Source organism: Anderseniella sp. Alg231-50, assembly GCF_900149695.1.
Taxonomy (GTDB): Bacteria; Pseudomonadota; Alphaproteobacteria; order Rhizobiales; family Aestuariivirgaceae; genus Anderseniella.
This window is the reverse complement of sequence record NZ_LT703004.1, coordinates 596,413-622,676: the sequence shown is the minus strand read 5'-3', so window position 1 is coordinate 622,676 and position 26,264 is coordinate 596,413. Positions and strand designations below refer to the sequence as shown.

The window sequence follows — 26,264 nt, the reverse complement described above, 5'->3', positions numbered from 1 at the left end:
CTCCCGCTGTTGCCTTATGGGCCCTGGTTCTGGGCGCTGGTTGCCGCACACCGTCAAGCTATCCGATCATTACGCAAAAATCCGTAACGGGTTCACACAGTTCGTTGCAACACGATCACGATGGCACGATGAGATCATTGGCAGACGCAAGTGCAAAATGGTCCCTGGTGGCGTCCATGAACGCCTGGACCAACCGGCGCGGCCTGCCGTCCAAATGACCGAGCGCCAGTTTCAGGGCCTGTGCATCAGTGCGGAACGGTATGGCGAAAACCTCATCGCCGGCATAGGTGACTGCGGTGGCCGGGCGCATGTTCAGGATTGAGCAGCCGACGCCGGCGCCCACAAGGCTGCGCACCATTTCATGCGTAGATGCTGTCGCGACGATATTGGCTGGCCGGGAGGCGTCACCGGCAAGGCCGCGATAGTACTCATCGGTCATCGGCAAATTGAGCAGCACCAGCGGTTCATTGCCGAGGCCGTCACGTGTCACATACTCGCGATGTCGCAGGGCGTGATCATGCGGGACCAGCACATAGGGCGGGGCATCGATCAGCAGCTGACAGTCGATACCGGCCCGGACGTTTTCGGCAACAAACAGGATCAGGTCGAACTCGCCGTCGAGCAGGCCGGCCTGGGCGCGTTCATTGTCGGTCTCCACCAGGTTGACCTTGATGCCGGGATGTTCACGCACCAGCGGCGCCACGATCGCCGGCATGAAGGCCGGGGCCACCGGCGCGTAATAGCCGATCGTCAGGCTGCCCGACAGGGCCGTGCGCAGTTCGGTGCCTTCAAGGAACAGCGTATCGTATTCCTCCACCAGGTGGCGGATCCTGCGCATCATGGCAAGTCCGGCGGCCGTCGGCCTGATGCCCTTGGCCGGATAGCGCTGCACCAGTTGCAGTTCGAACTCGCCTTCCACCAGGTCAATGGCATTGGAGATCGCAGACGGCACCACATTCAGCTCAGCCGCCGCCTTGGCAATCGAACCGTGTTCTGCGGCATGCAGGAAATAGTTCAGTGCCTTGATTGAAACTCGCAAGCGGCAAAAGCTCCCCGAAAAGCTGAAACATCAAATATATTGATGTTATGAACCACAAAGTTCTGTTTTTCAAACTTTAGGTGCTGTGAGACAGTTCGCCAACACTGTCTGCTGGAAGCGCAAGTCCATGACGCAAACGACTGAAAACGAACCCGGTTCCGGCGACAGCGCCTTTGCCCGGCAATGGCACCATCGCCCGCCGGTGCCGGTCCAGGTGTCGCCGTTCTTCTCGTGGCCGCCTGATCCGGTGAGGATGCTGCGCTGGGTTGCCGTCCGTTGGTTCTCGATTGCCGAAAACACCATTCTTGTCGTGCTGGCCTATGTCACCTGGCGCTGGTTCCAGCCGGGCCTGGAAGAGGCTAAAACCCTGGCACCGGGTTGGATTGCCCAGATCTATGTGCGCAATCTCGTGCTGCTTGTGGCCATTGCTGGCGGGCTGCACCTGTATTTCTACACCTGGAAAAAGCAGGACAGGCGGCGCAAGTTCGACAAGCGCGAGCTGTCCAGGGGGACAAGTTCCTTCACCTTCAAAAACCAGGTGCATGACAACATGTTCTGGTCGCTGACCAGCGGGGTCGCATTCTGGACGGCTTATGAGGTGCTGATGTTCTGGGCCATGGCCAACGGCTATGCGCCCACTCTCCTGTGGGCGGACAACCCGGTCTGGTTTATCGCCCTGTTCTTCCTGACGCCGGTGTGGATTTCATTTCATTTCTACTGGGTGCACCGCTGGCTGCACTGGCCGCCGCTGTACCGGCTTGCCCATGCCCTGCATCACCGCAACACCAATGTCGGGCCGTGGTCCGGGTTTTCCATGCACCCCATCGAGCACCTGATCTTCCTGTCATCGGTATTGATCCACTGGGTCGTGGCGGCCCACCCGATCCATATCCTGTTCCACATGCAGCACCAGGCGCTGACCGCGGCCACGTCGCATACCGGGTTTGAAGGCCTTTTGGTGAAGGACAAGAGCCGGCTGGCGCTCGGCACTTTCCATCACCAGATGCACCACCGCTATTTCGAGTGCAATTACGGCAACCTGGAAGTGCCGTGGGACAAGTGGTTCGGCTCCTTCCACGACGGCACCGATGCCTCCCACGCCAAATTCAAGGAACGCCGCCGCCGGCTGTCGCAAACATCGTGATGGTGAAAGTGGCGTTAAAATCCTTCTTGCCTGATGCGGCAATCCCATTTTTCCGATCAGGCTTTGGTGTTCAGCACGCCTGGCACAGGCGTAGCGCGTCGTTGACTGCGGCGTGGATATTGCGGCTTGAAAGGGCGTCGCCGATGCGGTGCAGCTCGAATGCGGCATCCGGGTTCTTCACCCCGTCCGGTTCGGTTCCACGGCCCGCAGCCCAGTTTTCCAAGTGTGTTACACCATCGTTGGAGGACCGCTGGCGCAGCCCGTGAAACAGCTCGTCTGCAGGGTATGTGCCGCCGTCGAATATCACCTGGCCGGCAGAAATCTCGCTTTCCTGGCCGGTCAGTTCGCTCCTGAATGTGGCCGCCAGCCGGTTGCCTTGCTGGCGCACTTCAATCAGCAGTTCCTCGGTGTGCATCGGCAGATTGTTCTCCCGTGCCCACTTTCTCCAGATAACCTGCTCCGAATAGGTCTGCTCGGCTGCAAGCATGCTGTCGATCGTGACCAGGCGAACGGTGCTGCCCTGCCGGTGGCAGGTATCTGCAGCACTCAGGGCCACATGCCGCCCGGTACCGTCGACGACCAGCACATCGCCGGCGGGCTTCACGGTACCGTCGAGGATTTCCCAACTGCTGGTAATCAGTTCATGACCGGGAATGCGGTCAAAGTTCGGGACACCGCCGGTGGCGATGATGACCAGGTCCGGGTTGAGGGCGGTGACCTGGTCTTCATCGGCGTAGACATTATAGCGGATATCGACGCCCAGCTGTTCCAGTTCGCCCACCCGCCAGTCGACAATCCCGATCAGGTTCTTGCGCCATGATGCGCCTGCCGCCAGGAGGACCTGCCCGCCGGCCTTCGGGGCTGCCTCCAGGACCGTTACCCGGTGCCCGCGTTCACCGCATACCCTGGCGGCTTCAAGGCCGGCCGGACCGGCGCCCACAATGGCCACGGTGCGTTTTTTATCGGCAGGTTGGATGACCTGATTGAGAGCCGCTTCATGGCCGCTGGCCGGATTGTGCACGCATGTCGGGCGCATGTGGCCCATGCAGTGGGTGGTGCCGACACAGGGGCGGATCCTGTCTTCCTCGCCGGCGGCGATCTTGGCCACCAGGTACGGATCGGCAATATGGGCGCGGGTCATGCCGACCAGGTCGATCAGTCCTTCGGTAATGGCATGGCGTGCGGTGGCGACATCGGAAATCCTGGCGGCGTGAAACACCGGCAGTCTGATCTCGGCCTTGAAGGCTGCCGCCTTGTTGAGCCAGGGCGCATCCGGCGAGGCCATGCCCGGCATATTGTCGATAGCCAGTGCGGCAAAGGTGTCCATGCGCCCGTAAATGGCATTGAAGAAATCAATATGGCCGGCTGACTGAAACACTTTTGCGACTTCCAGGCTCTGTTCGAGGTCGAGCCCTTCCTTGTAGCCCTCGTCGACAATGAACCGGAAACCGACCAGGAAATCGTCGCCCACCGCCTTGCGAATGGCTTCGAACACTTCAAGCCCGAAGCGGCACCGGTTCTCCAGCGACCCGCCATACCCGTCGGTGCGGAAGTTCTGCGCCGGCGACAGGAACTGGCCGATGAGATGAGCGCCGGACAGGCATTCAATACCGTCCAGCCCGCCTTCCTTGCAGCGCTCCGCGGCGCGCGCAAAGTCAGCGATGATGCGGGCGATGTCATGATCGTCCATCTCGCGCGGGATCGACCGGTGCAGGGTTTCGCGCACCACCGACGGCGCCGGGGTAGGCAGGTAGGCGCCCTGGTCGAACTCGCCGCGCCGCCCCAGATGGGTGATCTGGCACATGATGGCGGCACCTTCCGCGTGAACCCGCTCGGAGAATTGCTGCAGGTAGGGCACGACGGCATCCACGCCCATATTCAACTGCGGCATGACCGAAGGACTGTCGATCGAAACGTTCGACGAGCCGCCGAACATGGTCAGCCCCAGTCCGCCTCTGGCCTTTTCAACGTGATAGTCCTGGTAGCGTTGCGCCGGCATGCCGTTCTCGCCAAGCCCGGCGGCGTGGCTTGTGCTCATGATGCGGTTGCGCAGCTTCAGGCCTTTCAACTGAAACGGTTGCAGAAGAGGATCATCACTTCGCGATCCCGGTGTCAGGCTGCCTTCGGTTGTCAGCATGCGTAAACGGCCTTCCGTTTGAAACAATGACGCCATTCAGGCGTTGCGCTCGGCAAGCGCACTTCACGGTATTTCAGAAGGCCTTGCAAGCTGAATGCGGGCTTGCCGCGCTTTATTCAGGCGGTGGTTGCAGCCGTCATGAAGGCTTTCAGTTTTGCCTCATCAAGCCGGTCATTGCTGCGCACCCCGGTGCACAGGTCCAGACCGAAGGGCCTGACTTCGCGGACCGCCTGCCGGGCATTGTCTGCGGTCAGTCCGCCGGCCAGGAACACCGGCAGCGGGCTGGCTTCTACAAACGCCCGGCTGATTGACCAGTCGTGCCGGCGGCCGGTACCGCCAAGTTCCGGCGTGTCTGCGCCGGGCCTGCCGGAATCCAGCAGAAACGCATGCATGTGAGGCGCATAGACCGGGATCAGGTCGAGTGCGCTCCGGTCCTCGACATGAATGACCTGCACCCGGCGCACATGGGGTTGCAGGCGGGCCAGTCTCGCTGCTTCCGTCTCGTCGATGTGGGACACGATCTGCACTGATGTCGGGCGAGTTCTGTCCAGGTGCTGAGATATCGCGTCTGCGGTTGTCCTGGATGTCAGCATGAAAGTTGCGACCGGGGGCGGAACGATGGCGGTGATATCCGCGATCTCCTCGTCACTGATCGGCCCGGGGCCGGACGGCATTTTGGCCACGAGCCCGAGGGCGTCTGCGCCCGCGTCAACTGCGATCTGCGCCTCTTCCCGTGAGGCGATGCAGCACACCTTGATCCTGATCCGCATGGCAAGATTTACCTCTCTGAACCACGCTCAGGCCGCGAGATGGCCGCCGGGCCGGGCGAAAATCTGTCCGAAACCGGCAATGTTGTCTTTGATGCCGGCGCGCCGGAGGCAGCTCCAGAACTGCGCCTGGTTGCTGGTGATGACCGGCTTGCCGGTCAGTTGTTCGATCTCGTCGGCGACTTCCAGTGAGCGGATGCCGCCGCATGACAGAAAGATCGCGTCCGCGTCGGGCCGGTCAATTTCCCGGGCAAAGGCTTTCCAGTAGTCGGGCGTCACGCGGCCGAACTCGATGCCGGTGGTCAGGTTCAGGCCCTGAATGTCAAGAATGTCAAATCCCCTGGCGACCAGGAATTCGGCTTCCGCGGTGTTGATCTCGTCCAGGTACGGTGTGCCGACAACCAGTTTCCTTGCCCCCACTTCGCGCAGCGCGTCGACGACGCCGGTCACCAGGCACATCGGTTTTGCCCACGGTGCTCCCTTGCGGATTTCAGCGAAAATGCGGTCCTCGCCGATGACGATCGAACCGCTGGTACAGCTGTAACTGATCACGTCAGGTTTGGTGTCCGGTTGCAAACGCGATGCAGCGTCCGCCATGTGATCGATATGCCGTGCCAGCGTTTCGGTTGTTGTGTAGTCATCCGTCTTGAGCCGGGTGATGTGAACCGCCACGCCCTCGGGCGCCATGGCAAAGAAATCAGACTCAGCCGCCAGGTCCGTTGACATCAGGATGAAGCCCAGCCGGGCGCGATGATGTTTGCCTTCGTCCAGTTCAGGCGTGCGGTGAACGGACGTCACCATGCTCCCGGTCTCGAACATGCCCAATCACCTCCTGCCTGATCATGTGGTCGGGACTACACGGCATTTCGGTTGCAGGTTCAAGCCGAAAACCGGACCGGCAACTGGCCTGATTTTCTGCGACTGCACACCTTCAGTTCGCCTGCTCACCTTCGCGCCACACGTCCTGGGGAAGCTCCAGCAGCCTGTTCAGCATCCACTGTCCGGCCACACCGAGGGCGCGCTGTTCGGTCCACACGGCGTCCACCCCCTGCAGGATGTCGCTTTGCTGAAAGGCATAGTTCAGCTGTACCAGCTCTCCTGTCCTGAGGCGGTCCGCAATGATGGAATACGGCAACTCGGCCCAGCCAAACCCCTGAGCGACAAGTTCGAGTGCCAGCATGGGGTTTTCCGCATACCAGACCGACGGGCTCTTGTTGTGGCGCGGGCGGCCTGCCTGCGCCGTGGGGCGGTTTTGCGGAACCAGCTCACGGAATTCTCTCAGGTTCGCATGCCTGACCTGCGCCAGGCGCGTCAATGGATGGTCACGTGTCGCCACGGGCACCGTCCGGGAATAGCCGACGCCGCGAAACTGGAATCCGGTGGGATAGCTTTCCTGCTCGATCATCAAGCCAAGTTCGGCACGCCCCTGTTTCAGCAACACGGCCATGTCCGTAGGATCAGGGGCAATGATTTCGAGCGATACGTGGGCAAAAGCCGTGCCGAAGTCCTGCAGCAGGTCCAGCAGCGGCTTTATGCTGATGCCCTGTTCAATCGCCACGCAGAGCTGGCCCTCAACGCCTTGTGACATTGACGTGGCCCTGGCCAGGAATTCCTGGTTGCCGAGCAGAATGCCTTTGGCATTCGGCAGCAGTGCCTCGCCCGCCTCAGTCAGCACCGGATTGCGGCTGCTGCGGTCGAACAGTTTTACATCCGCATCGATTTCCAGGTTCGCAATCGCGGTGGACACAGCCGACTGCGCCTTGCCCATCTGCCGCGCGGCGGCAGAAAACGACCCAAGTTCGGCAGCCAGAACGAAAGCCCGGAAATTTTCCATATTTGGCATAAACTGATCTATCTAAAAATTAGATGTAAACTAACTATTATATAGCCGTAATTCAGATATAAAGAAAAAAATTCAGGAGCACAGCCAATGTCACAACAACCAGCCATGCGCACCGGCGCAGATCGTCTGCGCTACACAGTGGTGTTCGAAATGACACTGTTGCTGCTCCTGGTCCCGGCAGGCGCGGTCTTTTTCGACAAGGGATGGGCCGACATCGGTCTTCTGGGGGTGATCCTGTCGACAAAGGCAATGCTGATAAATCTTGTCTATAACTGGTTGTTTGATCGCGTCGACGCCAGGGCCAACCGGATATCGTCCGATCGCTCCACCCTCGGCCGTATCCTGCATGCTGTCGGGTTTGAACTGTCGCTGGTGATCACGTCATTGCCCATCTACGTCTGGTGGCTGAACCTGACCGTGCTCGAGGCGTTGCTGACCGACCTGGTCGTGACTTCTTTCGTCGTGGTCTACACTTATGTGTTCACACTGGGGTATGATCGCCTGTTCCCGGTCGTGCCGCTGCAAGTGCCTGTGAGGGCTGAATAGCCGACAGGGTAAGCGGCAGGGGGACATCAACCATCCGGTTTACCGGCCCGGAAATGCGCCGGGCGCAAGTGTCCCTGATCGGCGATTACGGCCCGCCGTCTGGCCGCGGCGATCAGGCTGTCTGCCGCTTCTGCACCAACGCCAGATACCAGGCGTGCCCGGTCCGCACCGGCGGCTGCCTTGACCTCCTGGGCAGCGAACACAGCGAACCAGGCATTGCGGTCTCTGGCAGATATGGCCTTGAACCCCGCACGCTCAAGATGGCTGCAGTTTTCCTGCAGTGTCGCCATGGTGAAGTTCATGCCGTTGTTGAAGAACTGCTGCATTTGCTCGCTGTACGGCGGTGGGCTGCAACACCAGTCGCTGAACACGCAACTGCCGCCCGGTTTGAGCACCCGGAACATTTCCGCAAACAGCAGGGCTTTGTCGGCTATGTGGACAAAAGCGTCCTTGCTGAACACCACATCGAAGTGAGCATCCGGGAACGGCAGGGGGCCGGGTGTGACACGGCGGAAATCTACTCTTTTTTCTAGTAGTTCGGCTTGTGCAAGGACCTTGGCCCGGTCGAGCACAGACTGTTCGATGTCAATTCCGGTGACGCGCCAGGCGCCGAAACGGTTGACAAGCGCCAGCGCCGGGCCACCCGTGCCGGTCCCGATGTCGAGCACCGACCTGCCCGCAATAGCGACACCGGCTACCAGTTGCGAGACGTCGCTCAAGCCTCCGGGCGACAACCACCCCGGACCCCACCCGAGTTCCAGGCGGGCGATGACATCGGGCGTGTAAATCAGTTTGTGTTCCATAAAGCCAATTCCTTTGAACATGTCGAAGCGGGCGCGAACATAGGGCTTTCAAGTGCGATAATGTTTTGATACTCATCAAAATATGAAAGTAGGACCTGACATCTCCCGCATTGCCGCTCTCATCGGAGACCCTGCGCGGACCAACATGCTGCTGGCGTTGTTGAGCGGCGAGGCTTGGGCTGCCGGCGACCTTGCCCGGGAGGCGGGGGTAACGGCTGCGACTGCCAGTTGTCATCTGTCGAAACTGCTCGCGGGCGGATTGATAAGTCAGTCGCGCCAGGGCCGGTATCGCTTTTATTCACTGAAAGATGGCGATGTTGGCGAGGCGCTGGAGGTTCTGTTGCGGGTAGCCGCGCGAACCGGGCATACGCGCCATGTAGTTGCGCCGCTGGAAGCGCCGTTGCGGTCGGCGCGTGTGTGCTATGATCATCTGGCCGGAGACTATGGTGTTCGCCTGTATGGCTTCCTGAGGGCATCAAATCATGTCGTCGGGCCCGAAAGACGGTTGCGGTTGTCAGCGAGCGGTCGGGATTTTGCGGAAAAATTCGGTATCCGGCTGGACCTGTTGCAGCGGGAGCGGCGACCCTTGTGCCGTGTCTGCCTTGACTGGAGCGAACGCACGCACCATCTGGGCGGCCTGCTCGGTGCCGCCATGCTGGATCGGATGATGGAACTGAAGTGGCTGCGCAGGCAGCCGGACACCCGCGCCGTGGTGTTCACCGGCAAGGGCAGGAAGGCTTTCGCTGAGCTGACGGCATGAGCGCAACACTGGTTTCACCTGAGCCCATGATGCAAACAAAGTAATTCGATACAGCTGCGCTCCGGGCAGTGTTGGATGGTGAGCAGAAGGAGAGACAACCATGACTTATGTCGACGGGTTTGTGGCGGCTGTGCCGACCGCGAATAGGCAGAAGTTCATAGAACACGCGCGCTATTGCGCACAGATTTTCAAGGATCATGGTGCGGTGAAAGTGGTCGAGAACTGGGGCGATGACGTACCGGACGGCAAGCTGACCTCGTTCCCCTTGGCGGTCAAAAAACAAGCCGATGAAACGGTTGTTTTCTCGTGGATCGTCTGGCCGTCGAAGGAGGCCCATGAAAAAGGTTGGGAGGGGATCATGGAAGACGAGCGCATGAACCCTGAAAACGCCGAGATGCCTTTTGACGGCAAGCGTATACTCTTCGGCCGGTTTGAAACTGTGTTCGAGCAGTAGGGTTCAAACCCTGGTCCAGGCTTTCAATGACGGTCGCCGGGTTCAAACAGTTTTGAGTCCGTGTACAGCACCATTGACGCCAGCTTGTCGCCGCGAAATTCGATCACGTCACACATCGGGATTTTCACACCGATATCGAGGGTATACAGATGCACCAGATTATCGCCCTCGGCGATCATTCTGGAACCGGTGACCGCACCGTCGAATTCGAGCAGCGACTGCACGAATGCATCCGGATTGTCGTGCGCGCCGATCGGACCGTCAAAGGTGAAATCATCGGTCAGGGCGGATCGGATTTGCGCTGCATCCTTGACTGTTGCGCCCTGGTAGAATGCCTCAAGGGTCTTTTTCCGTGGTGCTGTCAATGCCATCGTCATGAGGTTGTCTCCTGGTGTTCTAGGTGCCTTGAAGAAGGAAATGATCAAGCAGCCAGATACCCGCCGCCAGGCAGATGACGTGCTGTGAGATAATCGAGAAAAGCCCGATAAACGGATTGCCGATATACATCCGTGCCGCATGCAGCAGACGGCCGACGAAGAAGATACCGGCACACCACCAGAGCAGGGCAGACGATGCACCGGCATATTCCATGAGGCCAAGTGCAATCAGTACCATTGGTGCAATCTCGACGAGATTGGCATGCGCCCTGATGCGCGCGCGCAATGCCGGATCTTGCGCATCGCCGAACTGGATGCCGCCGAGCCGGGCGCGGCGCTCGGTCACCATGGCGCTGAGGAGCACCAGCAGGATGACCAGGCCTCCGGCGAGGCTCGATGTGACAGGCAAGGCGATATCAGGCATGTCGGGCTCGCTGGTTTGACGTGGCCGAAACATCGGCATCAAGAACGTCGCCAAGACGGGCCAGCGTGCCCTGCCAGCCCAGGACATGGCGTTCGCGGGCGTCTTGTGACGGTAATCGGTCCTGGGTAATCGTGACTTCAGTCTGATCGCCTCGCTGGATAAAGCGGACGGAAACCTGTGTCCGGATACCGGCATGAATGTCCGGTGCTTCCCAGATCCATGAGAATACGATCCGCTCGGGCTGATCGATCACGAGGTACTGCCCGCCAACGCCGGGTCTGCTGCCATCCGGCATCGTAAAGCGTAGCCGGAACGTGCCCTGCGGCACGAAGTCAAAGTCGATCACTTCAAGGGAAATGCTCGCATCCGGTGTGAACCACTCCGCCAGGGCGTGGGCGCTGGCAAAGGCGTTGAAGGTACGTGTCCTGCCGACCCGTACCAGCCTGCGGACGGTGATTGAGTGTGTGGGCATGCAGCTGGTCACGCTTCGCTCTCCGGCTCTTCCATCTTTGCAAGATATCCGTCCAGTCGCTTCAGCGAGCCTTCCCAGAAAGTCCTGTGCCGTTCAATCCAGTCTTCGGCTTCATCCATCGGCGTTGTTTCCAGGCGAAACCGGTGGGTGCGCCCGTCAATTTCACGGCTCACCAGCCCGGCTTTTTCCAGCACCTTGAGGTGCTTTGATATGGTGGGTTGCGCCACATCGAACGGCTCGCACAGTTCAGTTGCCGAACAGGTGCCGTTCTTTGCAAGCATGGCGATGATCTGACGGCGGGTGCCGTCGCCAAGGGCGTGAAACGTGCGGTCCAGAGGGACTTGATATTGAATAGCCATATGGCTATATATTAATGGCTGAGAGCATATGTCAAGTCTGTCATTCCAGGAGGACACTGAAAGTGACCGCTAAACTGACCGGAGGCTGCACCTGTGGTGCGGTTCGATACGAGACGGAAGCCGAGTTCGAGTTTTCATTCAATTGTCATTGCAGGAAGTGCCAGCGCGCCACCGGTGCCGGGCATGCGTCGGCCTTTGCGCTGCCGGCCGATGCGGTCAGGATCACTGGTGACATCAGGGAATACAAAGGCTCAAGCGATGCCGGAGCCGCTACCTATGGCGGCTTCTGCCCAACCTGCGGATCGCCACTGACCAGCCGGACCGAACGGTTTCCGGAACGGCTGTACTTTCACGCTGCCACGCTGGATGACCCGTCGGTCTTTCAAGCCCGGTTTGTGCTGTTTGGAGAAGAAGCGCAGCCATGGGACCTGCCCGCGCCGGAGAACAACGAGGAAAACCAGCCATGAGAGAACTGGCAATACTGACATTCGTCACCCTGGACGGTGTGATGCAGGCCCCGGCGATGCCGGATGAGGACCGCTCCGGCGGTTTCGCAAACGGCGGCTGGGCAACCCCGTATTGGGAAGAAGTGATGTCGCAGGTTGGCCGCGAGGCAATGGCTGAGCCCTACGACATGCTGTTCGGGCGCAAGACCTACGACCTGTTCGCTGCCCATTGGCCTGAGGTCAGGAACGATCCTGCCGCAGACAGGATGAACGCGGCGACAAAGTATGTCGCGACCTCGTCACCGGATACCCTGAACTGGGCAAATTCGCATGCTGTGTCGGGCGATGTCGCTGGTCAGATTGCTGCATTGAAAAAACTACAGGGGCCGCTCCTGCAGGTGCATGGCAGCAGTGAACTGGTTCACACACTCATCGCAGAAGACCTTGTCGATGAGTTTCGGCTGTGGATCTTTCCGACGCTTGTCGGACCGGGCAAGCGCCTGTTCCGGCAGGACGGATTTCAGGGGCAGCTTCAACTGGTGAAGTCCGAAGCCTGCCGCAATGGTGTCGTCATGAACATCTACCGGCGCGACACTCAACGCTGAAAATGCGGAAAACAGACTTGAACAGTATCCGGGGACCCTGGAATTGAAACCTGTTCGATTGATGCAGTTGCCGATGTAGTGCAGTCTGGATTTCCCCAGTTGGCCGGATGTGTTTGGCATGCCCGGCCAGTGTACCGAACAGGCAAGCGTGATGTCCGCAACACACCATAGCGATGAGCATGTGCCGTTCCTTGATCCGTCCGATCCGGGCTTCTCCATCCGGTCTGAAGCGGTGCTGCGGGCCCGGGAGGCGAGCTGGTGGGCGCGGACGCCCTACGGTCTGGCTGTGCTGCGCTATGAGGAAATGAAGCAGATGATCAATCACCCGCTGTTGCGGCAGGGATCATACCGCTGGCCGGATCACAATCAGGCAGGCGGGGTGTGGGCGCAATGGTGGAAGCGCATGATGTTGAACCGGGAAGGCGCCGACCATGCCAGGCTGCGCAAGCTCGGGGCGCCCGCGTTCGCGCCACGGCTGGTGGCCGGAATGATCCCGAGGTTTCAGGAACTTGCAGACGAGTTGATACGTGATTTTGAGGCAGACGGCAAATGTGAATTCATGGACCGGTTTGCCGGACCCTATGCAACCCGTGTGGTTTGCGAACTGGTGGGAGTTTCACACGAGCAGTGGCAGGAATTCGCCGATCTTGCCGTCACCATGGGGCTTGCACTGGGGGTGACCTACGCCCGCGATGAAGCCCGGGTCGATGCGGCGACCACCAGGTTCTTTGCCATTGCGGAACGGATAGTTGCTGACCGCCGGTGCAAGCCGAGAGACGACTTCATCAGCGCCCTGATCAACGCCAATGAGGACAAGGACGCCCTGAGTGACCAGGAGCTGTATGACATGATCGTGCTGTCGATCTTTGGTGGCATTGATACGACACGCAGTCAGATCGGGCTGGTCATGGCCATGTTCATCGAACACCCCGATCAGTGGGCGTTGCTGGGTGACAATCCCGATCTTGCGCGTTCCGCGGTTGAAGAAGTCATGCGCCTGCGCCCGACCACCACATGGGTGACCCGCGAAGCTGTAGAGGATTTCGAGTTCAAGGGTGTACCGATTGCCAGGGGCACCACCATTCACCTTTTCTCAGGCGCGGCGGCGAGCGATCCTGATTACTTCACGCCCGGTTTCGACATCACCGCAAATCGCAAGCCGCATTTCGGATTCGGCGGCGGCAGGCATCACTGTATCGGATCACAGATTGCCAGGGCCGACATGACCGAAGCACTGAAACTGCTGGCGCAACGGCTGAAGAGCCCGGTCTATGACGGTGAACCGAAATGGTTGCCGGACAGCGGCAATACCGGGCCGCTTACCCTGCCGATGGCTTTTGATTCGCAAACGGTCGGGCAATGCGGAAACCCCCGAAGCCCCTGATGCGGCGTGAGTTGGCAGCTCCTGGAAATGCGCATTGCGTCATGAATTGCGGTATTGATGCGGGTTACTGTGACTTATTTGTCACAGTTTCCAATTTTGTGGCACAGAAATTGTCATAGTGCTTGAAATACCGCTTTCCCTAACTAGTATGCGCACTGATAAATAGTGTGTGGCCTAGGGGTATTGCAATGAAACTTATTCTACGTTCGACGGTGGCAGCGTTGACCCTCGGCGCATTTGCGGGAGCCGCCAATGCGGATATGGCCGATGTACCGAGCATGTGGAACGGTTTTTATATCGGCGGACAGGGCGGCTATTACAATTCGGAAATCAACTTCCCGGACGGTACCATACTTCTTTTTACAGGCCCGGACTCTGGTGAAGGGTTCACGGCAGGCGGTTATGCCGGATTCAACCAGATGATCAACGAGTATTGGCTGGCCGGTATTGAAGGCGACTACAATGGCGCGTTTGATGAAATCAGCAAGAAGGATGCCCCGTACGAACTTGACGCTTTTGGCAGTCTGCGTGCACGTATCGGTTTTGTTCACGAAAACACACTTCTGTTCGTGACAGGCGGCCTGGCTCTGGCTGATTACTCACCAACTGATGATAACCCGTCTGTGGATCTGCAACTGGGGTATGCAGTTGGCGCTGGTGTTGAACAGTTCGTTACAGAGAACATGAGCGTGAAACTGGAGTTCTTGTATATGGGCTTCGATCTTGATACCCCGTTCGGGCCGCCGGGTACTGACGGGGAAATTGCGACAGTTCGTGGTGGATTTGCATTCCACTTCTAGCAATCATGGTTTCCAACATCTAGACTTCACATGTGATACCAAGGTGGTCGCGGCTTCGATACGGTGCGGGACGAGGTAAATATGTCTGTAGGCGTTGACGAAGCAAAAAATATTTTGGCGAAATGTTTGTTCGTCAATCCAGACGATATTGAAGCTGAAGATGTAATTGCCGAGATAAAGCCTATCGACAGCCTGGCTTTTGAAACAATCATGCTTGAAGTGGAAGAAGCTACCGGTCAACCGGTAGAGCCTCACGATGTACTGCAGTTGCAAACGGTTGCCGACCTCGCAAAGGTCATTGCTGGCAAAACGCAACCTTGACTTGCCTGCGGTCCAAAGCGATAGGCTGACTCAATGACAAGTGAATTGTGCAGCTTGCTGTTTCAGCACGCCCAGAACCGGCCGGGCGAAGATTTCTGGACGGAATTCGGCAACGAACGTGTTTTTTTGGTGCAATCTGCCGCACTTTCCAAAAGCATTCTGGAAAATCTCGACGATTTTCCCAAGGACATGAGTAACGTGACCCAGATCTCCGGTCACTCCCGGCTCACCGAAAACGGTTATCCATGGCAAGTGCTGTTGCGTGCTTCCCAGCCAATTCTGGCCAACATCAGCATGAACAGTGTCTGTGAATCCGCCATCAGGCATACCAGTACTGCCGTCGAAACGCTTGCCGGTACCCAAGACGAACAGGCGCCGAGGATCGACCATCTGGTTGTCGAAGAAATTACTGCGTGCGTCTTGTCTGATTTGATTTTTGACATCGACCTCTCTGTACTCGGGCCTGACGTGGTCCGGGACGTTTCCCGGTTCATGCAGTACATCAAGCGCAATACGCCTTATTCCGGCAGCTTTGCCCGCAAACACGGAGCCGAGGAGTTTCGTGACCTGGGAAATCTGCGTTTGAAATGGCTGAAGAGGTTTTCCAACCTGCCGGAGGCTGCTCAGAACAGCAAATTCTTCAAACGGGTAAGCGATGCAGTCGCCAAACCGGAAGTCTCGGCAACTCTTGAACAGGAAGTACTGTTTTTCCTGAGCGCGGGTAGCGAAACGTCTGCTGCAACGATTTCCTGGGCAATGTTGCTGCTTGCCGATAACCCGCTGCTGCAGAGTGAGCTTCGAACCGTTCTGGATGAATACTGGATTGATGGTAAACTGGACTTCCGTTCCCTGCTGAAAGACGGCGGCCTGGCGTCATTCCTGCGCGAGGTCATGTGCTGTTATCCTCCGGTTCCCATGGTGGTAAGATCGCCGGACAAGGATGTTTGTTTGGCAAACCATGATATCCGGCAAGACAACCATGTAATTGTCTCGCTGCTGGGGATGGGGCATGGTCAATCCGTCAAGCCAAACGGAAAGGGCATCAGATTGCACGACCTGACAAATACTCCAGGTGATCTGGATAACTTGATGCGGTTCGGAAGTGGACCCAGAAAGTGTGGCGGGCAACGCATGGCAATGGCGGAAGTTTCGGTGGCCCTCGCCTGTCTGATTCGCAACTTTCAGTTTGTTCGCACACCAAATGAAGCAGTACGGTTTAGTTGGCAGTTGAGCATGACATGCGAGGACGGTGTGCCCGTCACCCTGTCAAAGCTGCAGCCGTCGTAGAAGTGGAGATGGCGTATGGGAAGAATGCCGGTTCAGCAACCAAAGCGGCCCGGATCGTCCGGCAGGACCTTTCCCGTTTCGGCCCAAAAACCTCAGGGCAGGCCGGTCAGGCTTGAAACCGAGACTCGTATCCTGCGCAGCTTGCGTTCGTCTGATGTCGGGCGCACCATGGCTTCCTGGTTTGAAGACCCGGTTGTCCTTGCAGGCCTCAATCTGCCTGCCGGCGGCATCACGCAACAAAGTCTTCGGGGTTATGTTGAAGAGTTTGACAACCGGCGCAAGTACATAATCGGGCTGTTCACAAAGCCGGACGAGCGTCACATCGGCTTTTTTCAAGTCCACGTTAATCTTTCCCATCGGGTTGCGCAGTTGTCTGTTGCGATCGGAGACAAGCAGTTTCGCGGTCAGCCGCCGTCAAATGAGCTGTCCGACCTGGTGGTCAAGGAATTCTTCGAAAAACGCGGGGTCGAAAAATTCGTGGCCCGGGTCCTTGCATCCAACTACAAGGCTCTCTGGTCAATGAAAAACTCCAATTTTGAATTTGAAGCCGTGTTGCGCGAAGACAACCTGATGCCCAATGGCGAACGCATGGATATTGCTCAATTCCGCCAGTTGAAGAGCAAATGGACCGGCTGATGCAAGCGCCTGTTCGTCGAACACCCTGACCCATGCCTTTAAGGGGCACCAACCGGGACGGTTAGCTTGGCGATGGCCTTTGATGCAACTTGTGCAGGGCAGGCAAGCGGCAAGGATATGCTAAACTCTCCGTGCTATGACTATTGATGGGCAATATAGACCGTAAATTCATACCGTTGGGTTGCAGATAACTGTGCTGCAAAACAACGGGCGAGCGCTTTCGAATTGCCAGATATTTGCCGGAGCCGATAATTTTCGAACATGTGATCGAGGATCTCGATACGTCGGCTGCGGCAATTACATACTTCGACGATAGGCAGGATATTGTCGATACCGCTTTGGCTTGCGGATCAAATGCCCACCAGGTGTCAGGTCCAGGAGGTATTAGAACTGTCCTTGGATTGGATTGACGAACTGTTTTATGCCACGGGTTTCAAGGTCAATGTAACATGCCACGGAAGAAAGCAGTCTTGTTTGCGTCGGGCGCGGTATTTCTCGTGCTGTTCGGATTGGCAGCGGCGTTTGTGTATCTGGCTTTCGCAATCAACAAGCACATCGATTTGTGTGATGATCCCACCTCCGGACGCTATATTCAGGATAAAGACAAGCGTCAGGAAGCGTGCTCGCAGTGGAGATGAATTCTCCTGTTATGCAGCGTGCGTTAAACTGTGCGAAAACCTTCTGTCGAGCAAGAAAGAAAGTCCAAGATGCCAACACCAGAACAAAGGCTGTCCGAACTCGGGCTTGAATTGCCGGCGCCGATCAAGCTGCCGGCAACACTGCATTTGCCCTTTACCTTCGTGAATGTGCGTGGTGACCGGGTGTTCATTTCCGGTCACCCGAAACAGGCGCCGGACGGCACGATTGCCGGTCCCTATGGCCAGGTGGGTGAACAGCTGACCACCGAGGATGCGCAGCTTGCGGCACGTGATATCGCGTTGTCGGTACTGGCAAACCTGAAAGCCGAGATCGGTGAACTTTCCCGGGTCGCAGGCTGGCTGCGCGTTTTCGGCATGGTCAATTCGGCGCCCGGTTATGACCTGCAGCATGTTGTGATCAACGGGTTCAGCGACCTGATCATCGAGGTCTTCGGGCCGGAAATCGGGCGCCATGCCCGGTCGGCAATCGGTGTTGCCGGTCTACCGATGAACTTTGCCATGGAGATCGAGGCCGAGTTGCAGCTTTTCGATAGCTGACTGTAACCCCGCGCCAGTGCGGGCTGTAACCGACAGTATGCGAATGCACCTGTTAGTCACTTCTTTTTCAGCTTCTGGACCTGACGGACGAGTTTCCCGAGCGCTTTGTCCTTGGACTTTCTCTGGGCAAGGCTGGCTGAATTGTGCCGGTCTTCGGCAACAAGTTTCTGCCAGCGCGCCAGCCGTTCACTGTCGACATCTCCGGCTTCGATGGCGGCAAGAACAGCGCATCCCGGTTCTGTCTCATGCTGACAGTCGTTGAACCGGCACTGTGTTGAAAGCGCATGCAGATCGGAAAAGACATCAGCCACCCCGGTTTCTGCATCGGTCAGTTGAAGCTCCCGCATGCCGGGTGTGTCCAGAACCGCGCAGCCATCCGACAGGATGTGAAGCTGGCGGCTTGTCGTGGTGTGGCGGCCCTTGGCATCGTCTTCGCGGATGGCCTGGGTTTCGATGGACTGGGTGCCGGACAGCGCGTTGATCAGTGTCGACTTGCCCACGCCGGATGATCCCAGGAATGCAAGCGTCTGGCCCGGCTTGCACCAGTCCGCCAGTTTCGACCTTGGCTCGTCGCCGCGGGCATCGAGGACCACGACCGGGACCAGGCTGGAGATTGCGCTTGCCTGTGCCACATACTGATCCGGTGTCTCGCACAAATCGGTCTTGGTCAGGACGATAACAGGTGCCACATCAGCCTCAAAGGCCAGGGCGATATAGCGTTCAAGCCGCGCCACGTTAAAGTCCTGATTGCAGGAAGACACGATGAACGCCGTGTCGATATTGGCAGCGATCAGCTGGGTCTGGCGGTCGTGCCCGGCGGCGCGGCGCTTGATCAGGCTCTTGCGCTCCAGAACGCGGCTTGAAGCTGGATGGGCTTTGTCGAGCAGCAGCCAGTCTCCCACCGTGGCATCGGGCCCGGGGGGAATGACCGTATCCACTTCGTCGCCCATCGCATGAAGGCCATTGCGGTGCACCTCGATGACGCGGGCAGGTGGCGTTTCGGCCATCTCGTCGACGCTGGTCTGCTGGGCGAAAAACGCCTGCCAGCCAAGGGCTTCCAGTGTTGAGAGTGTACGTGGTGCGCCGCCGGCTTTCGCGGTGGGCTTGAGGAATTGTGAGTAATCCCGTGTCATTGCTACGAACTTTCATGTTCCGGCCGCGGGCCGGGCCCGGGCATGGTGTCAGCTGCTTCTGAAGTGGCAAACGGACAGGGCATCTGCCGGTATCGGCAAATGTTGATTGCTGTCTGAGTTTTGCATCGGGAGACCATCTCGCCTCCCCACCTTACCGGGACATAAAACCTCCATGTTGACGTCTGTTGGTAGCATGGGCGGTCAGGTTTTTCCAGCTATGGTTGGAACCGGTGCGATCGCGGGACGGTATTCTCAGTGCCGAATTCTGCCAGGATCCAGTCGTGGAAGGCAGCGGCTATAGGAGCCATTTCGGTGTTGAACGGCCACACCATGTAATATCCGTTTTGTGTCTTCACCGTTTCGGAAAACGGCCGCACCAGCGCACCGCTGGCAAGATGGTCATCCACCAGATGTTTCCAGCCCAGGGCCAGTCCGGCACCATTGCACGCGGCGTCTATGACGAACGGGTAATTGTTCGTTTTCATTTTGCGCTGCGTGTCCGGCAGGGGAAGGCCGATTTCCGTCAGCCAGATTGCCCAGTTCATCCAGTGCCATTGTTCGTATTCAAGGTCGAGAAGATCGGCGGACGGAATGTCTTCAAGCCTCAGCCTTGCCGGAAGCCGGTCGAGGTGGCCGGGACTGCACACCGGAAAAACCTCTTCTTCGAAAAGCAGCCGGGACTCGTAGCCGACCCAGTTTCCCTGGCCATGGAGGATAGCGATCTGAAAATCGCCGTTGAGCAGGTCTGTCTGCACGTCGGTCGTGGTTAGCCGGAAGGTGCAATCCGGATGGTGCTGTTCAAACTGGCGCAGTCTTGGCATCAGCCACATGCTTGCAATGGATGTGTCGGTGACGATCTGCAGTTGCTGAATACCGTCGTCGATACAGGCTTCGTCGGCGGCATTGGCCAGGTGTGTCAGGGCAATCGAGACGCTGTTTTGAAACAGCCTGCCGCGATCCGTCAGTTGAACGGAACGGTGACCGCGCCGGAACAACGAAATCCCCAGACCGGTCTCCAGGCCCTTGATCTGCTGGCTCACCGCCGGGGCGGTTACATTCAGTTCCCGGGCCGCCAGCGTAAAGCTGGACAGCCGCGCAGCCGCCTCGAACGCGATCAGGGGGTCAAGGTGCGGAAGTTTCCTTCTGACATTTTGCATTAGCGTTACTTTCTCAAATGCCAAAGAAATGATGTTTTGCAGGTATTTTTGGATTAGTGCAACTTTTGTAACGTGAATTGTCAACTCACTTGCGAGGAGCGTGAACATGCAGTCTTCGGTACTTGAAAAGCGAAAAAACGACGCTCCCTTCCGGGCAGATCCGGCTGCGTCGTTCACCATGCCTGCGCGATTTTACACCAGTACGGAAACCTATGAGCTTGAAAAGGAAGCGATCTTTTACCGGACATGGCACTATGCCGGGCACGCATCGCAGGTTACCGGGCAGGGCAGCTACTTTACCACCGCCATCCATGAACAGAACATTTTCGTGGCTCGCGGACGCGACGGTGAATTGCGCGCTTTCTACAATGTATGTGCCCACCGCGGCCATGAACTTGTGCACGGAACCGGCAAGAAGAACGTCATCACATGCCCCTATCACGCCTGGGCATTTGACTTTGAGGGTAACCTCGTCAGCGCCCGCAACTCGGAGAATGTCGCCGGGTTCAACAAGTGCGACTTTGCGCTGAAACAGGTCCGGCTGGAGGTTTTCTGCGGCATGATCATGGTCAACCTGGACCCTGACGCGGTTTCCTTTGCCCAGCAGTTCAAGGGCCTGGAAGACGAGATTCGCCACTACATGCCGTCGGTCGACACTTTGGCCTTCGCGCAGCGCGACACTTTTGATGTGGCGTCGAACTGGAAGATCCTGGTCGACAATTTTCTGGAGTGTTACCACTGTGCGCCGGCGCACAAGGATTTCGTCGATCTCGTCGACATGAATTCGTACCGCACGATTACCCACAAACGGTACTCGTCCCAGTGCGCCGCGGCACCGCGCACCACGACCAGCAATGCCTATTCCTTCGAGCCGGGTGAGGTTGACTTCGGCTATGCGGGCTTCTTTGTCTGGCCGAACTTCACCATCTGGATTTACCCGGGCGAAGCCAACCTGTCGGTCCTGCAGATGAATCCGAAGGATCCGGCGAGAACCATTGAGTACCAGGACTGGTTTACGCCGGGTGGCGTCCTGACGCCGCAATTGAAGGAGGCTGCCGACTACCAGAAGAATGTCCTGCAGCCGGAAGACATCGGCTTGTGCGAAAGCGTGCAGCGCGGCCTGAATTCAAGAGGCTACAACCAAGGCCGTTTCATCGTCGACCACGGCAAGACGGAACTGAGCGAGCATGCCGTTCATCACTTCCAGTCCATGGTCATGGAAGCGCTTGGGGCCGAGCTTGAATGATTGCCCTGGCCTTCCATGGTAATTTTCAGCAATTCAATTCCAGGTCGGTCGGGCCGAACCAAGTTCACAGGCAGGTCTGGACCAGGCCATGGGGACACCTTCGACATCAAGCGGTGCCTTCAGTCTGTGTGCCTTACCCCAGGGGGTATGCTCGATTGCGTCGGAATAATCAGACGAGACAGGGTGCAAATCCTGCGATGCCGGATCGTCCTGCCGATAGGCGAACAGGAGTTCGGCGGTGCGGGCGAGTGACAGTTTTGCAGATCCGACAAGGTTGCTGCTTTCAGCAATTGCAATTGCCCGTATCGCAGCTGCGGCCATGAGGTAACCGGTGGCATGATCAAGGGCCTGAACCGGCAATGGTGTCGGCTTGTCGTTGCCGGCATGTGTCATTCCGGCGTGCGCAATGCCACAGCTCATCTGCACCAGGCTGTCGAACCCGCGACGGCGCGACCAGGGTCCGGTCCATCCATAAGCGTCCAGGCGGACGTCGATCATTGAGGGGGCAATCCGGCGGCGCGCTGCGTCTCCGTAGCCCAGGACTTCAAGCGCATCGGAACGAAAGCCGTGAATGAACAAATCGGCGTCGGAAAGCAGGCCCTCGAAAATCGCTCGGTCATCCCCGTCACGCAGATTGAGGCGGCAACATCGTTTTCCCAGCGTGATGTCGGGTACGACGTTTGGCTCGTCCCAGTCCACTGGGTCAATGCGAAGTACGTCGGCGCCGAAACCCGCCAGCGTTCTGGTCGCGACCGGGCCTGCCAGGACCCTGGTTAGATCCAGCACGCGCAAGCCTTCCAGAGGGCGGCCTGGAGACGCCGGCCGGCTCCTGATTGTGCCCTTGTGCATATCGGTCCAGGCAATGAGCGGTTCTGATGCCACTGCCTTGCCCTGAAGATGGCTGGTCCATGCCGAGCGGGGTCGCATCGCAGCGGCTGCGCCACCATTGTCGACAATCGCTGTTTCAAGCTCATCAACGGACCATGTGGCAACGGCTTCAGTGACCGCCTGTTTGTTGACTGCGCAGTCCAGCACCTCGACAGCTGCCGAACGGTGATGCAGCAGGTTTGTGTGAAGCTTGATCCAGCCGTCCCTGCCTTCGTAGTCTCCTGCGATGGCGTTCCAGGCGGGCGGCATCTCCCAGTCTACGGGATAGATGGAGCGTGCAAACCAGAGCGACGATAATCTGCGGTCGACGGTAACGCGGGGCCGGTGGCCTGTAATGCCTGACTGGCACATGAGCGCGGAGATTGAGCTCCCGACGGCGCCCAAGGAGGAAGTTGCAAGGTCTGTGACGGCAAAGCTTGAAGGCAGGTGGTCTTCGCCAACAACCTCGATGTCGTCATCGAGATCGAGCGCGTCTGAAATCTCATTCATGGCGGCATGATACCTGTGCCGGCCAGCGGTGTCGCGGTGATATTTTCCCGCCGGATGTTACTGTGATGGCGATCCGTCAACCGGTTGCCAGTTGGCCCGGCCTGCGATCGGCAACCAGGTCGGTCACGCCGGCACCAAGCCACATGCACACAAGCGCAATCCACGCCGTCAGCGCCAGGACAGCACCGCCCGTCATGCCGGCACCAACCGCGCACCCGCCGGCCAGCATGCTGCCAAATCCCATCAGGCTGGCCCCGGCTATGTAGCGCGGCATCGGCGCGTGCTCGTTGAATGTCTGGATGTGGAATTCACCCGACAGGCAGGACGCGACGAAAGACCCGGCAAATACACCCGGCACCAGGCCCAGCCCAAAACCCAGCGGCAGGTTCGGCTGGTTTACCACGGCCATCAGTGTATCGGTTGACGGGCCGGTGAAACTGACGCTTTGAACCGGAACGATGTCGAAGGACTGGCCGGCCAGTGTCGCGGTGAACCACCATCCGGCGGTGACTGCAATGCCCACTGTCAGGCTGGTTGTAATCAGCGAGGTTGCAAGCCTGTGATGCAGGACCATGCCCGCCGCCAGCGCCAGTATGACGAGACCTGCGGCCAGCCCGCTATTGTGTGGAACGTGGTCCATCAGGTTTCTGGCTTCCGGCCCGACCAGCCATAGTGACGCGAGCTCGAGCCGGGCAGGCGACAGGACGCCCCGCAGGGACGCCTGGGCCACCACGGTCAGGATCAGGCCGGTGATCAGGGCTCTCAGATTGCCTGTTGCCGACAATACCAGCAAACGGCTGGCACAACCTCTTGCCAGGATCATGCCGGACCCGAACATCAGCCCACCGATCACCGCGCCGGACAAAGAGCCGGTTGTCGACAACTGGCGCACCGATGCGGCGTCCAGAATGTCTGCTGAAAACAACAGCTGCACGCCCAGCAGTGCGGCTCCGAACGCCAGCAGCCAGACGGCTGTCCTGGGCCCGAGTGAACCGCGCCAGAATTCGATAGTCGCTGACCTGAGACAGAACCGGCTGCGCTGTGCCGCAATACCAAACACGAAACCTATGGCGCCCCCGCCGATGGTGGCACTTCCGGCGTCACTGAAGTTTTCTATCAGCCAGCTCAGGTCCACCGGGGTCTCCCGTCATGCCGGTAATTCCAGTCATCTCGGGAGAGCCTGCGTATCTGAAATACGCCATCTGTCATCCCGCCATGAAGTGCTAGCACCGGCACAGGACATCACCTTGATCTGGATCAACACAGGGGGCAGCGTGGGGTGGACCGGAGGCCTGTCGGTTACCTGCTAGAACAGCCAGGTTTCGACATTGGCGATGGGCTTTCCCGCCGATGCGGCCTGCAGGCCCTTGACGCATCGGATTATCAGCCACACGGCAACTGCCAGGAGCAGCAGGAAACCTATGCCGACGATCATCAGCGCGGCGCTGATCAGGGAATAGAGCAATCCGATCCAGAAGGTGCGGATGGCGTAACGGTAGTGGGTCTGACTGACCTGATCAGCTTTGCCCTGATTGAGATAGGCGAATATCACGCCAACCAATGTCGACAACCCGCCCAGCACGAAGCCGGCCAGGTACAGGATATAGACAAGGGTCACGTTGTTCTTGCCGGGGCCAAGCCAGTCACCGGAACCGGTATTTGCAGGCGTATCAGGCATGTCCGCCCCTTCTTTTTGTAATGGTTGGATGTGATCCGGGCACGTGCAGCAGATTAACCAATTTTCGCGTTTTGTCACTGCCGTCAGCGCCATCGATTTGAATCAGGCTCTCACCGTACCTATCTAAAATATTGATATTTATGGAGAAAACTCCTCTTGGGTTTCGCGAGTAACAATGTCCGGTTTCTGTGCCTGACGACGGCGCTGGTGCTGGTCGTGCTGATGGCTCTGCTTTGGACGCCCACTCGAGCGCCGTACTTTGACCGTCACGACATGGCTTTTCAAACGGGAATTTCCAGAACTGTTGATCCGGGATGCAGGCTGCCTGGCGGCACGGACAGAATTCATCTCGAGTACCCCTATATCAGGTGTTCGAATCTGCAATCCATACTTGGGAAAGTTTTCGACCCGGCGGACGCCGTCAATGACGCAAAGTTGGATTTGCAGAGAGGCGCCTTCCGTTTCATTGGAAGAACCGACACATCGCGATCACAGATAGTGATACCGGGGATCGAGTGTGCATCTGAAGGTTTGCGAAATGCACTTTACGACAGCTCGTGTCTGGTGATGCTGCCACCTGTGTGCAAATCGCTTCCTGACTTTGACAAGTACGCCAAAGCATACAACACCGCGCCACTGAACAAACCACCTCGCAGCTCTTCGGCCTGCAAATGATCTTTGAGCAGTTGCCAACTCACAGATCGGCCAGCTATCAAGCTAGCTGAGTCTGGCAGTTGCAATATGGGCAGGATCACGAATGAGCACTTCCGGGCAGGACCGTTTCGACACGTCGGGTTGCAGGTCCACCATGATGGCGGTTGTGACTACCGGCAATGGTGATTACGACAAGCTGGTCTATCGCGAAGTGCCGGTGCCTGAACCGGGGCCGGGTGAAGTGCTGCTGCAGGTGCTGGCTGCGGGCATCAACAATACCGAGATCAACACCCGGCTTGGCTGGTATTCCGCCTCGGTGACCACCAGCACAGAGGCGGCTGCACAGGTTGATGCAGCGCCGAAGCAGGACGGCGGCTGGAACGCGCCGACGCCGTTTCCGTTCATCCAGGGCACCGACTGCTGCGGGCGCGTGGTTGCGGTTGCCGACGGTGGCGATGAGACCATGATCGGCGCCCGGGTCCTGGTGCGCTCCTGCATGCGCCCGTCCGGCTACGCCACAATGGACAATGTCTGGATGGGATCGGATTTCGACGGTGCGTTTGCGCAGTTCGTGAAAGTGCCGGCGTCGGATGTTTTCCCGGTGGACTGTGACTGGTCCGATGCCGAACTGGCCACTATCCCTTGCGCTTACGGCACTGCGGAAAACATGCTGCATCGAGCCGGAGTGTCCGCAGGCGAGCATGTACTCGTAGCCGGTGCGTCGGGCGGGGTCGGTTCAGCGGTTGTTCAACTGGCCAGGCGCCGTGGCGCCAGGGTGACGGGTATCGCGGCAAGCGCCAAGGCTGACCAGGTGAGATCTGTCGGCGCTGATGAGGTCATCGACCGCAATGACGACGTCGTTGCCCGCCTGGGCGAGCACAGTGTCGACGTCGTTGTCGACAATGTGGCCGGACCGGCGTTCGGCGGGATGCTTGATGTGCTGAAGCGGGGTGGCAGGTATACCTCGTCAGGCGCAATCGGCGGGCCGGTGGTTTCTCTCGACATGCGCACCTTCTACCTGAACGACCTGACCCTTATCGGTTGCACCGCGTGGGACGAACCGGTGTTTGAAAATCTGGTGTCCTATATCGAACGCGGTGAAATCCGGCCTCTGCTGGCAAAAACCTTCCCGCTCGACCGGATCGCGGAGGCCCAGCGTGAATTCCTGAAGAAGACCCATGTCGGCAATTTCGTCCTGCTACCGCCGCAATAAGTCTGT

Annotated in this window: 30 protein-coding genes; 15 read left to right on the top strand and 15 right to left on the bottom strand. The window is 58.4% G+C overall.

Annotation, left to right across the window (positions count from 1 at the left end):
• Positions 1–115: 115 nt before the first annotated feature.
• Positions 116–1,039, bottom strand: a complete 924-nt coding sequence (locus tag DHN55_RS15710; protein WP_108882404.1) for a LysR substrate-binding domain-containing protein — start codon at positions 1,037–1,039, stop codon at positions 116–118.
• A 127-nt stretch (positions 1,040–1,166) separates the two neighbouring features.
• Between DHN55_RS15710 and DHN55_RS15705 the strand changes: the two genes are divergently transcribed.
• Positions 1,167–2,183: a sterol desaturase family protein gene (locus tag DHN55_RS15705; RefSeq protein ID WP_108882557.1), complete on the top strand. Its 1,017-nt coding sequence runs from the start codon at positions 1,167–1,169 to the stop codon at positions 2,181–2,183.
• 70 nt (positions 2,184–2,253) lie between these two features.
• Here the strand turns inward: DHN55_RS15705 and DHN55_RS15700 are convergent, their stop codons facing one another.
• The 4 genes from DHN55_RS15700 to DHN55_RS15685 all read right to left on the bottom strand — a co-directional run bounded on the left by DHN55_RS15700 (position 2,254) and on the right by DHN55_RS15685 (position 6,930).
• A complete protein-coding gene (locus tag DHN55_RS15700; protein ID WP_108882403.1) occupies positions 2,254–4,320 on the bottom strand; it encodes an oxidoreductase in 2,067 nt (688 codons plus the stop codon).
• 116 nt (positions 4,321–4,436) lie between these two features.
• Complete coding sequence (locus DHN55_RS15695) at positions 4,437–5,090, bottom strand: phosphoribosylanthranilate isomerase (protein WP_108882402.1); 654 nt, start codon at positions 5,088–5,090, stop codon at positions 4,437–4,439.
• Positions 5,091–5,117: 27 nt separating this feature from the next.
• On the bottom strand, positions 5,118–5,906 hold the full coding sequence (locus DHN55_RS15690) for an arylmalonate decarboxylase (protein WP_108882401.1): 789 nt from the start codon (positions 5,904–5,906) through the stop codon (positions 5,118–5,120).
• A 112-nt stretch (positions 5,907–6,018) separates the two neighbouring features.
• On the bottom strand, positions 6,019–6,930 hold the full coding sequence (locus DHN55_RS15685) for a LysR substrate-binding domain-containing protein (protein ID WP_108882400.1): 912 nt from the start codon (positions 6,928–6,930) through the stop codon (positions 6,019–6,021).
• 87 nt (positions 6,931–7,017) lie between these two features.
• Between DHN55_RS15685 and DHN55_RS15680 the strand changes: the two genes are divergently transcribed.
• On the top strand, positions 7,018–7,476 hold the full coding sequence (locus DHN55_RS15680; RefSeq protein WP_108882399.1) for a PACE efflux transporter: 459 nt from the start codon (positions 7,018–7,020) through the stop codon (positions 7,474–7,476).
• A gap of 26 nt (positions 7,477–7,502) precedes the next feature.
• Here DHN55_RS15680 and DHN55_RS15675 read toward each other — a convergent pair whose 3' ends face one another.
• Positions 7,503–8,279, bottom strand: a complete 777-nt coding sequence (locus tag DHN55_RS15675; RefSeq protein WP_337660386.1) for a class I SAM-dependent methyltransferase — start codon at positions 8,277–8,279, stop codon at positions 7,503–7,505.
• Positions 8,280–8,361: 82 nt separating this feature from the next.
• Between DHN55_RS15675 and DHN55_RS15670 the strand changes: the two genes are divergently transcribed.
• Together DHN55_RS15670 and DHN55_RS15665 are read left to right on the top strand one after the other, a co-directional pair.
• Positions 8,362–9,039, top strand: a complete 678-nt coding sequence (locus tag DHN55_RS15670) for a helix-turn-helix domain-containing protein (protein WP_108882397.1) — start codon at positions 8,362–8,364, stop codon at positions 9,037–9,039.
• A 100-nt stretch (positions 9,040–9,139) separates the two neighbouring features.
• Complete coding sequence (locus DHN55_RS15665; protein ID WP_108882396.1) at positions 9,140–9,493, top strand: DUF1428 family protein; 354 nt, start codon at positions 9,140–9,142, stop codon at positions 9,491–9,493.
• A 23-nt stretch (positions 9,494–9,516) separates the two neighbouring features.
• Here the strand turns inward: DHN55_RS15665 and DHN55_RS22415 are convergent, their stop codons facing one another.
• The 4 genes from DHN55_RS22415 to DHN55_RS15645 are packed head-to-tail and all read right to left on the bottom strand — an operon-like array spanning position 9,517 to position 11,125.
• Positions 9,517–9,870, bottom strand: coding sequence for a nuclear transport factor 2 family protein (locus DHN55_RS22415; protein ID WP_337660385.1), 354 nt, complete (start codon positions 9,868–9,870; stop codon positions 9,517–9,519).
• 19 nt (positions 9,871–9,889) lie between these two features.
• Positions 9,890–10,294, bottom strand: coding sequence for an MAPEG family protein (locus DHN55_RS15655; protein ID WP_337660384.1), 405 nt, complete (start codon positions 10,292–10,294; stop codon positions 9,890–9,892).
• Positions 10,287–10,766, bottom strand: a complete 480-nt coding sequence (locus DHN55_RS15650; RefSeq protein ID WP_337660383.1) for an SRPBCC family protein — start codon at positions 10,764–10,766, stop codon at positions 10,287–10,289. The genes DHN55_RS15655 and DHN55_RS15650 overlap by 8 nt, the downstream gene beginning before the upstream one ends.
• An 8-nt stretch (positions 10,767–10,774) precedes the next feature.
• Positions 10,775–11,125, bottom strand: coding sequence for a metalloregulator ArsR/SmtB family transcription factor (locus DHN55_RS15645; RefSeq protein WP_108882392.1), 351 nt, complete (start codon positions 11,123–11,125; stop codon positions 10,775–10,777).
• Positions 11,126–11,187: 62 nt separating this feature from the next.
• Between DHN55_RS15645 and DHN55_RS15640 the strand changes: the two genes are divergently transcribed.
• The 9 genes from DHN55_RS15640 (at position 11,188) to DHN55_RS15600 (ending at position 17,800) form a co-directional block, all read left to right on the top strand.
• A complete protein-coding gene (locus DHN55_RS15640) occupies positions 11,188–11,592 on the top strand; it encodes a GFA family protein (protein ID WP_108882391.1) in 405 nt (134 codons plus the stop codon).
• Positions 11,589–12,176, top strand: a complete 588-nt coding sequence (locus DHN55_RS15635) for a dihydrofolate reductase family protein (protein ID WP_108882390.1) — start codon at positions 11,589–11,591, stop codon at positions 12,174–12,176. Before DHN55_RS15640 ends, DHN55_RS15635 begins: the two co-directional genes overlap by 4 nt.
• A gap of 151 nt (positions 12,177–12,327) precedes the next feature.
• Positions 12,328–13,560, top strand: coding sequence for a cytochrome P450 (locus DHN55_RS15630; protein ID WP_108882556.1), 1,233 nt, complete (start codon positions 12,328–12,330; stop codon positions 13,558–13,560).
• Between the two features lie 188 nt (positions 13,561–13,748).
• Positions 13,749–14,360 carry an outer membrane beta-barrel protein gene (locus DHN55_RS15625; protein WP_108882389.1) on the top strand — a complete coding sequence of 204 codons (612 nt, stop codon included), beginning with the start codon at positions 13,749–13,751 and terminating at the stop codon, positions 14,358–14,360.
• 81 nt (positions 14,361–14,441) lie between these two features.
• On the top strand, positions 14,442–14,681 hold the full coding sequence (locus DHN55_RS15620) for an acyl carrier protein (RefSeq protein WP_337660382.1): 240 nt from the start codon (positions 14,442–14,444) through the stop codon (positions 14,679–14,681).
• Between the two features lie 33 nt (positions 14,682–14,714).
• A complete protein-coding gene (locus DHN55_RS15615; RefSeq protein ID WP_108882387.1) occupies positions 14,715–15,968 on the top strand; it encodes a cytochrome P450 in 1,254 nt (417 codons plus the stop codon).
• 24 nt (positions 15,969–15,992) lie between these two features.
• Complete coding sequence (locus DHN55_RS15610; protein WP_337660381.1) at positions 15,993–16,604, top strand: GNAT family N-acetyltransferase; 612 nt, start codon at positions 15,993–15,995, stop codon at positions 16,602–16,604.
• Positions 16,605–17,053: 449 nt separating this feature from the next.
• On the top strand, positions 17,054–17,242 hold the full coding sequence (locus DHN55_RS15605) for a hypothetical protein (RefSeq protein WP_108882385.1): 189 nt from the start codon (positions 17,054–17,056) through the stop codon (positions 17,240–17,242).
• Between the two features lie 69 nt (positions 17,243–17,311).
• Positions 17,312–17,800 carry an Atu1372/SO_1960 family protein gene (locus DHN55_RS15600; RefSeq protein ID WP_108882384.1) on the top strand — a complete coding sequence of 163 codons (489 nt, stop codon included), beginning with the start codon at positions 17,312–17,314 and terminating at the stop codon, positions 17,798–17,800.
• Positions 17,801–17,856: 56 nt separating this feature from the next.
• Here DHN55_RS15600 and rsgA read toward each other — a convergent pair whose 3' ends face one another.
• Both rsgA and DHN55_RS15590 read right to left on the bottom strand, forming a co-directional pair.
• Positions 17,857–18,933, bottom strand: coding sequence for a ribosome small subunit-dependent GTPase A (gene rsgA / locus DHN55_RS15595; RefSeq protein WP_108882383.1), 1,077 nt, complete (start codon positions 18,931–18,933; stop codon positions 17,857–17,859).
• 215 nt (positions 18,934–19,148) lie between these two features.
• Positions 19,149–20,090 carry a LysR substrate-binding domain-containing protein gene (locus DHN55_RS15590; RefSeq protein WP_337660380.1) on the bottom strand — a complete coding sequence of 314 codons (942 nt, stop codon included), beginning with the start codon at positions 20,088–20,090 and terminating at the stop codon, positions 19,149–19,151.
• Positions 20,091–20,196: 106 nt separating this feature from the next.
• Here DHN55_RS15590 and DHN55_RS15580 point away from each other — a divergent pair, with 106 nt between their 5' ends.
• Entirely contained in the window at positions 20,197–21,336 is a 1,140-nt protein-coding gene (locus DHN55_RS15580) for an SRPBCC family protein (RefSeq protein WP_108882382.1), read from the top strand.
• A 33-nt stretch (positions 21,337–21,369) separates the two neighbouring features.
• Here the strand turns inward: DHN55_RS15580 and DHN55_RS15575 are convergent, their stop codons facing one another.
• The 3 genes from DHN55_RS15575 to DHN55_RS15565 all read right to left on the bottom strand — a co-directional run bounded on the left by DHN55_RS15575 (position 21,370) and on the right by DHN55_RS15565 (position 24,391).
• Positions 21,370–22,713, bottom strand: a complete 1,344-nt coding sequence (locus DHN55_RS15575) for a CoA transferase (protein ID WP_108882381.1) — start codon at positions 22,711–22,713, stop codon at positions 21,370–21,372.
• Positions 22,714–22,789: 76 nt separating this feature from the next.
• On the bottom strand, positions 22,790–23,848 hold the full coding sequence (locus DHN55_RS15570) for a YeeE/YedE family protein (protein WP_337660379.1): 1,059 nt from the start codon (positions 23,846–23,848) through the stop codon (positions 22,790–22,792).
• 171 nt (positions 23,849–24,019) lie between these two features.
• Positions 24,020–24,391, bottom strand: a complete 372-nt coding sequence (locus DHN55_RS15565) for a hypothetical protein (RefSeq protein ID WP_108882380.1) — start codon at positions 24,389–24,391, stop codon at positions 24,020–24,022.
• A gap of 757 nt (positions 24,392–25,148) precedes the next feature.
• On the opposite strand from DHN55_RS15565, the gene DHN55_RS15560 reads away from it, so the two are divergent.
• Complete coding sequence (locus DHN55_RS15560) at positions 25,149–26,258, top strand: alcohol dehydrogenase family protein (protein ID WP_337660378.1); 1,110 nt, start codon at positions 25,149–25,151, stop codon at positions 26,256–26,258.
• Positions 26,259–26,264: the final 6 nt, after the last annotated feature.

Bases quoted from the DNA above. Each gene is read 5' to 3' on its own strand.
- DHN55_RS15705 (WP_108882557.1), top strand. From the start codon at position 1,167: ATGACGCAAACGACTGAAAACGAACCCGGTTCCGGCGACAGCGCCTTT.
- DHN55_RS15700 (WP_108882403.1), bottom strand. From the start codon at position 4,320: ATGCTGACAACCGAAGGCAGCCTGACACCGGGATCGCGAAGTGATGAT.
- DHN55_RS15695 (WP_108882402.1), bottom strand. From the start codon at position 5,090: ATGCGGATCAGGATCAAGGTGTGCTGCATCGCCTCACGGGAAGAGGCG.
- DHN55_RS15690 (WP_108882401.1), bottom strand. From the start codon at position 5,906: ATGTTCGAGACCGGGAGCATGGTGACGTCCGTTCACCGCACGCCTGAA.
- DHN55_RS15685 (WP_108882400.1), bottom strand. From the start codon at position 6,930: ATGCCAAATATGGAAAATTTCCGGGCTTTCGTTCTGGCTGCCGAACTT.
- DHN55_RS15680 (WP_108882399.1), top strand. From the start codon at position 7,018: ATGTCACAACAACCAGCCATGCGCACCGGCGCAGATCGTCTGCGCTAC.
- DHN55_RS15675 (WP_337660386.1), bottom strand. From the start codon at position 8,279: ATGGAACACAAACTGATTTACACGCCCGATGTCATCGCCCGCCTGGAA.
- DHN55_RS15670 (WP_108882397.1), top strand. From the start codon at position 8,362: ATGAAAGTAGGACCTGACATCTCCCGCATTGCCGCTCTCATCGGAGAC.
- DHN55_RS15665 (WP_108882396.1), top strand. From the start codon at position 9,140: ATGACTTATGTCGACGGGTTTGTGGCGGCTGTGCCGACCGCGAATAGG.
- DHN55_RS22415 (WP_337660385.1), bottom strand. From the start codon at position 9,870: ATGACGATGGCATTGACAGCACCACGGAAAAAGACCCTTGAGGCATTC.
- DHN55_RS15655 (WP_337660384.1), bottom strand. From the start codon at position 10,294: ATGCCTGATATCGCCTTGCCTGTCACATCGAGCCTCGCCGGAGGCCTG.
- DHN55_RS15650 (WP_337660383.1), bottom strand. From the start codon at position 10,766: ATGCCCACACACTCAATCACCGTCCGCAGGCTGGTACGGGTCGGCAGG.
- DHN55_RS15645 (WP_108882392.1), bottom strand. From the start codon at position 11,125: ATGGCTATTCAATATCAAGTCCCTCTGGACCGCACGTTTCACGCCCTT.
- DHN55_RS15635 (WP_108882390.1), top strand. From the start codon at position 11,589: ATGAGAGAACTGGCAATACTGACATTCGTCACCCTGGACGGTGTGATG.
- DHN55_RS15630 (WP_108882556.1), top strand. From the start codon at position 12,328: ATGTCCGCAACACACCATAGCGATGAGCATGTGCCGTTCCTTGATCCG.
- DHN55_RS15625 (WP_108882389.1), top strand. From the start codon at position 13,749: ATGAAACTTATTCTACGTTCGACGGTGGCAGCGTTGACCCTCGGCGCA.
- DHN55_RS15620 (WP_337660382.1), top strand. From the start codon at position 14,442: ATGTCTGTAGGCGTTGACGAAGCAAAAAATATTTTGGCGAAATGTTTG.
- DHN55_RS15615 (WP_108882387.1), top strand. From the start codon at position 14,715: ATGACAAGTGAATTGTGCAGCTTGCTGTTTCAGCACGCCCAGAACCGG.
- DHN55_RS15610 (WP_337660381.1), top strand. From the start codon at position 15,993: ATGCCGGTTCAGCAACCAAAGCGGCCCGGATCGTCCGGCAGGACCTTT.
- DHN55_RS15605 (WP_108882385.1), top strand. From the start codon at position 17,054: ATGCCACGGAAGAAAGCAGTCTTGTTTGCGTCGGGCGCGGTATTTCTC.
- DHN55_RS15600 (WP_108882384.1), top strand. From the start codon at position 17,312: ATGCCAACACCAGAACAAAGGCTGTCCGAACTCGGGCTTGAATTGCCG.
- rsgA (WP_108882383.1), bottom strand. From the start codon at position 18,933: ATGACACGGGATTACTCACAATTCCTCAAGCCCACCGCGAAAGCCGGC.
- DHN55_RS15590 (WP_337660380.1), bottom strand. From the start codon at position 20,090: ATGCAAAATGTCAGAAGGAAACTTCCGCACCTTGACCCCCTGATCGCG.
- DHN55_RS15580 (WP_108882382.1), top strand. From the start codon at position 20,197: ATGCAGTCTTCGGTACTTGAAAAGCGAAAAAACGACGCTCCCTTCCGG.
- DHN55_RS15575 (WP_108882381.1), bottom strand. From the start codon at position 22,713: ATGAATGAGATTTCAGACGCGCTCGATCTCGATGACGACATCGAGGTT.
- DHN55_RS15565 (WP_108882380.1), bottom strand. From the start codon at position 24,391: ATGCCTGATACGCCTGCAAATACCGGTTCCGGTGACTGGCTTGGCCCC.
- DHN55_RS15560 (WP_337660378.1), top strand. From the start codon at position 25,149: ATGAGCACTTCCGGGCAGGACCGTTTCGACACGTCGGGTTGCAGGTCC.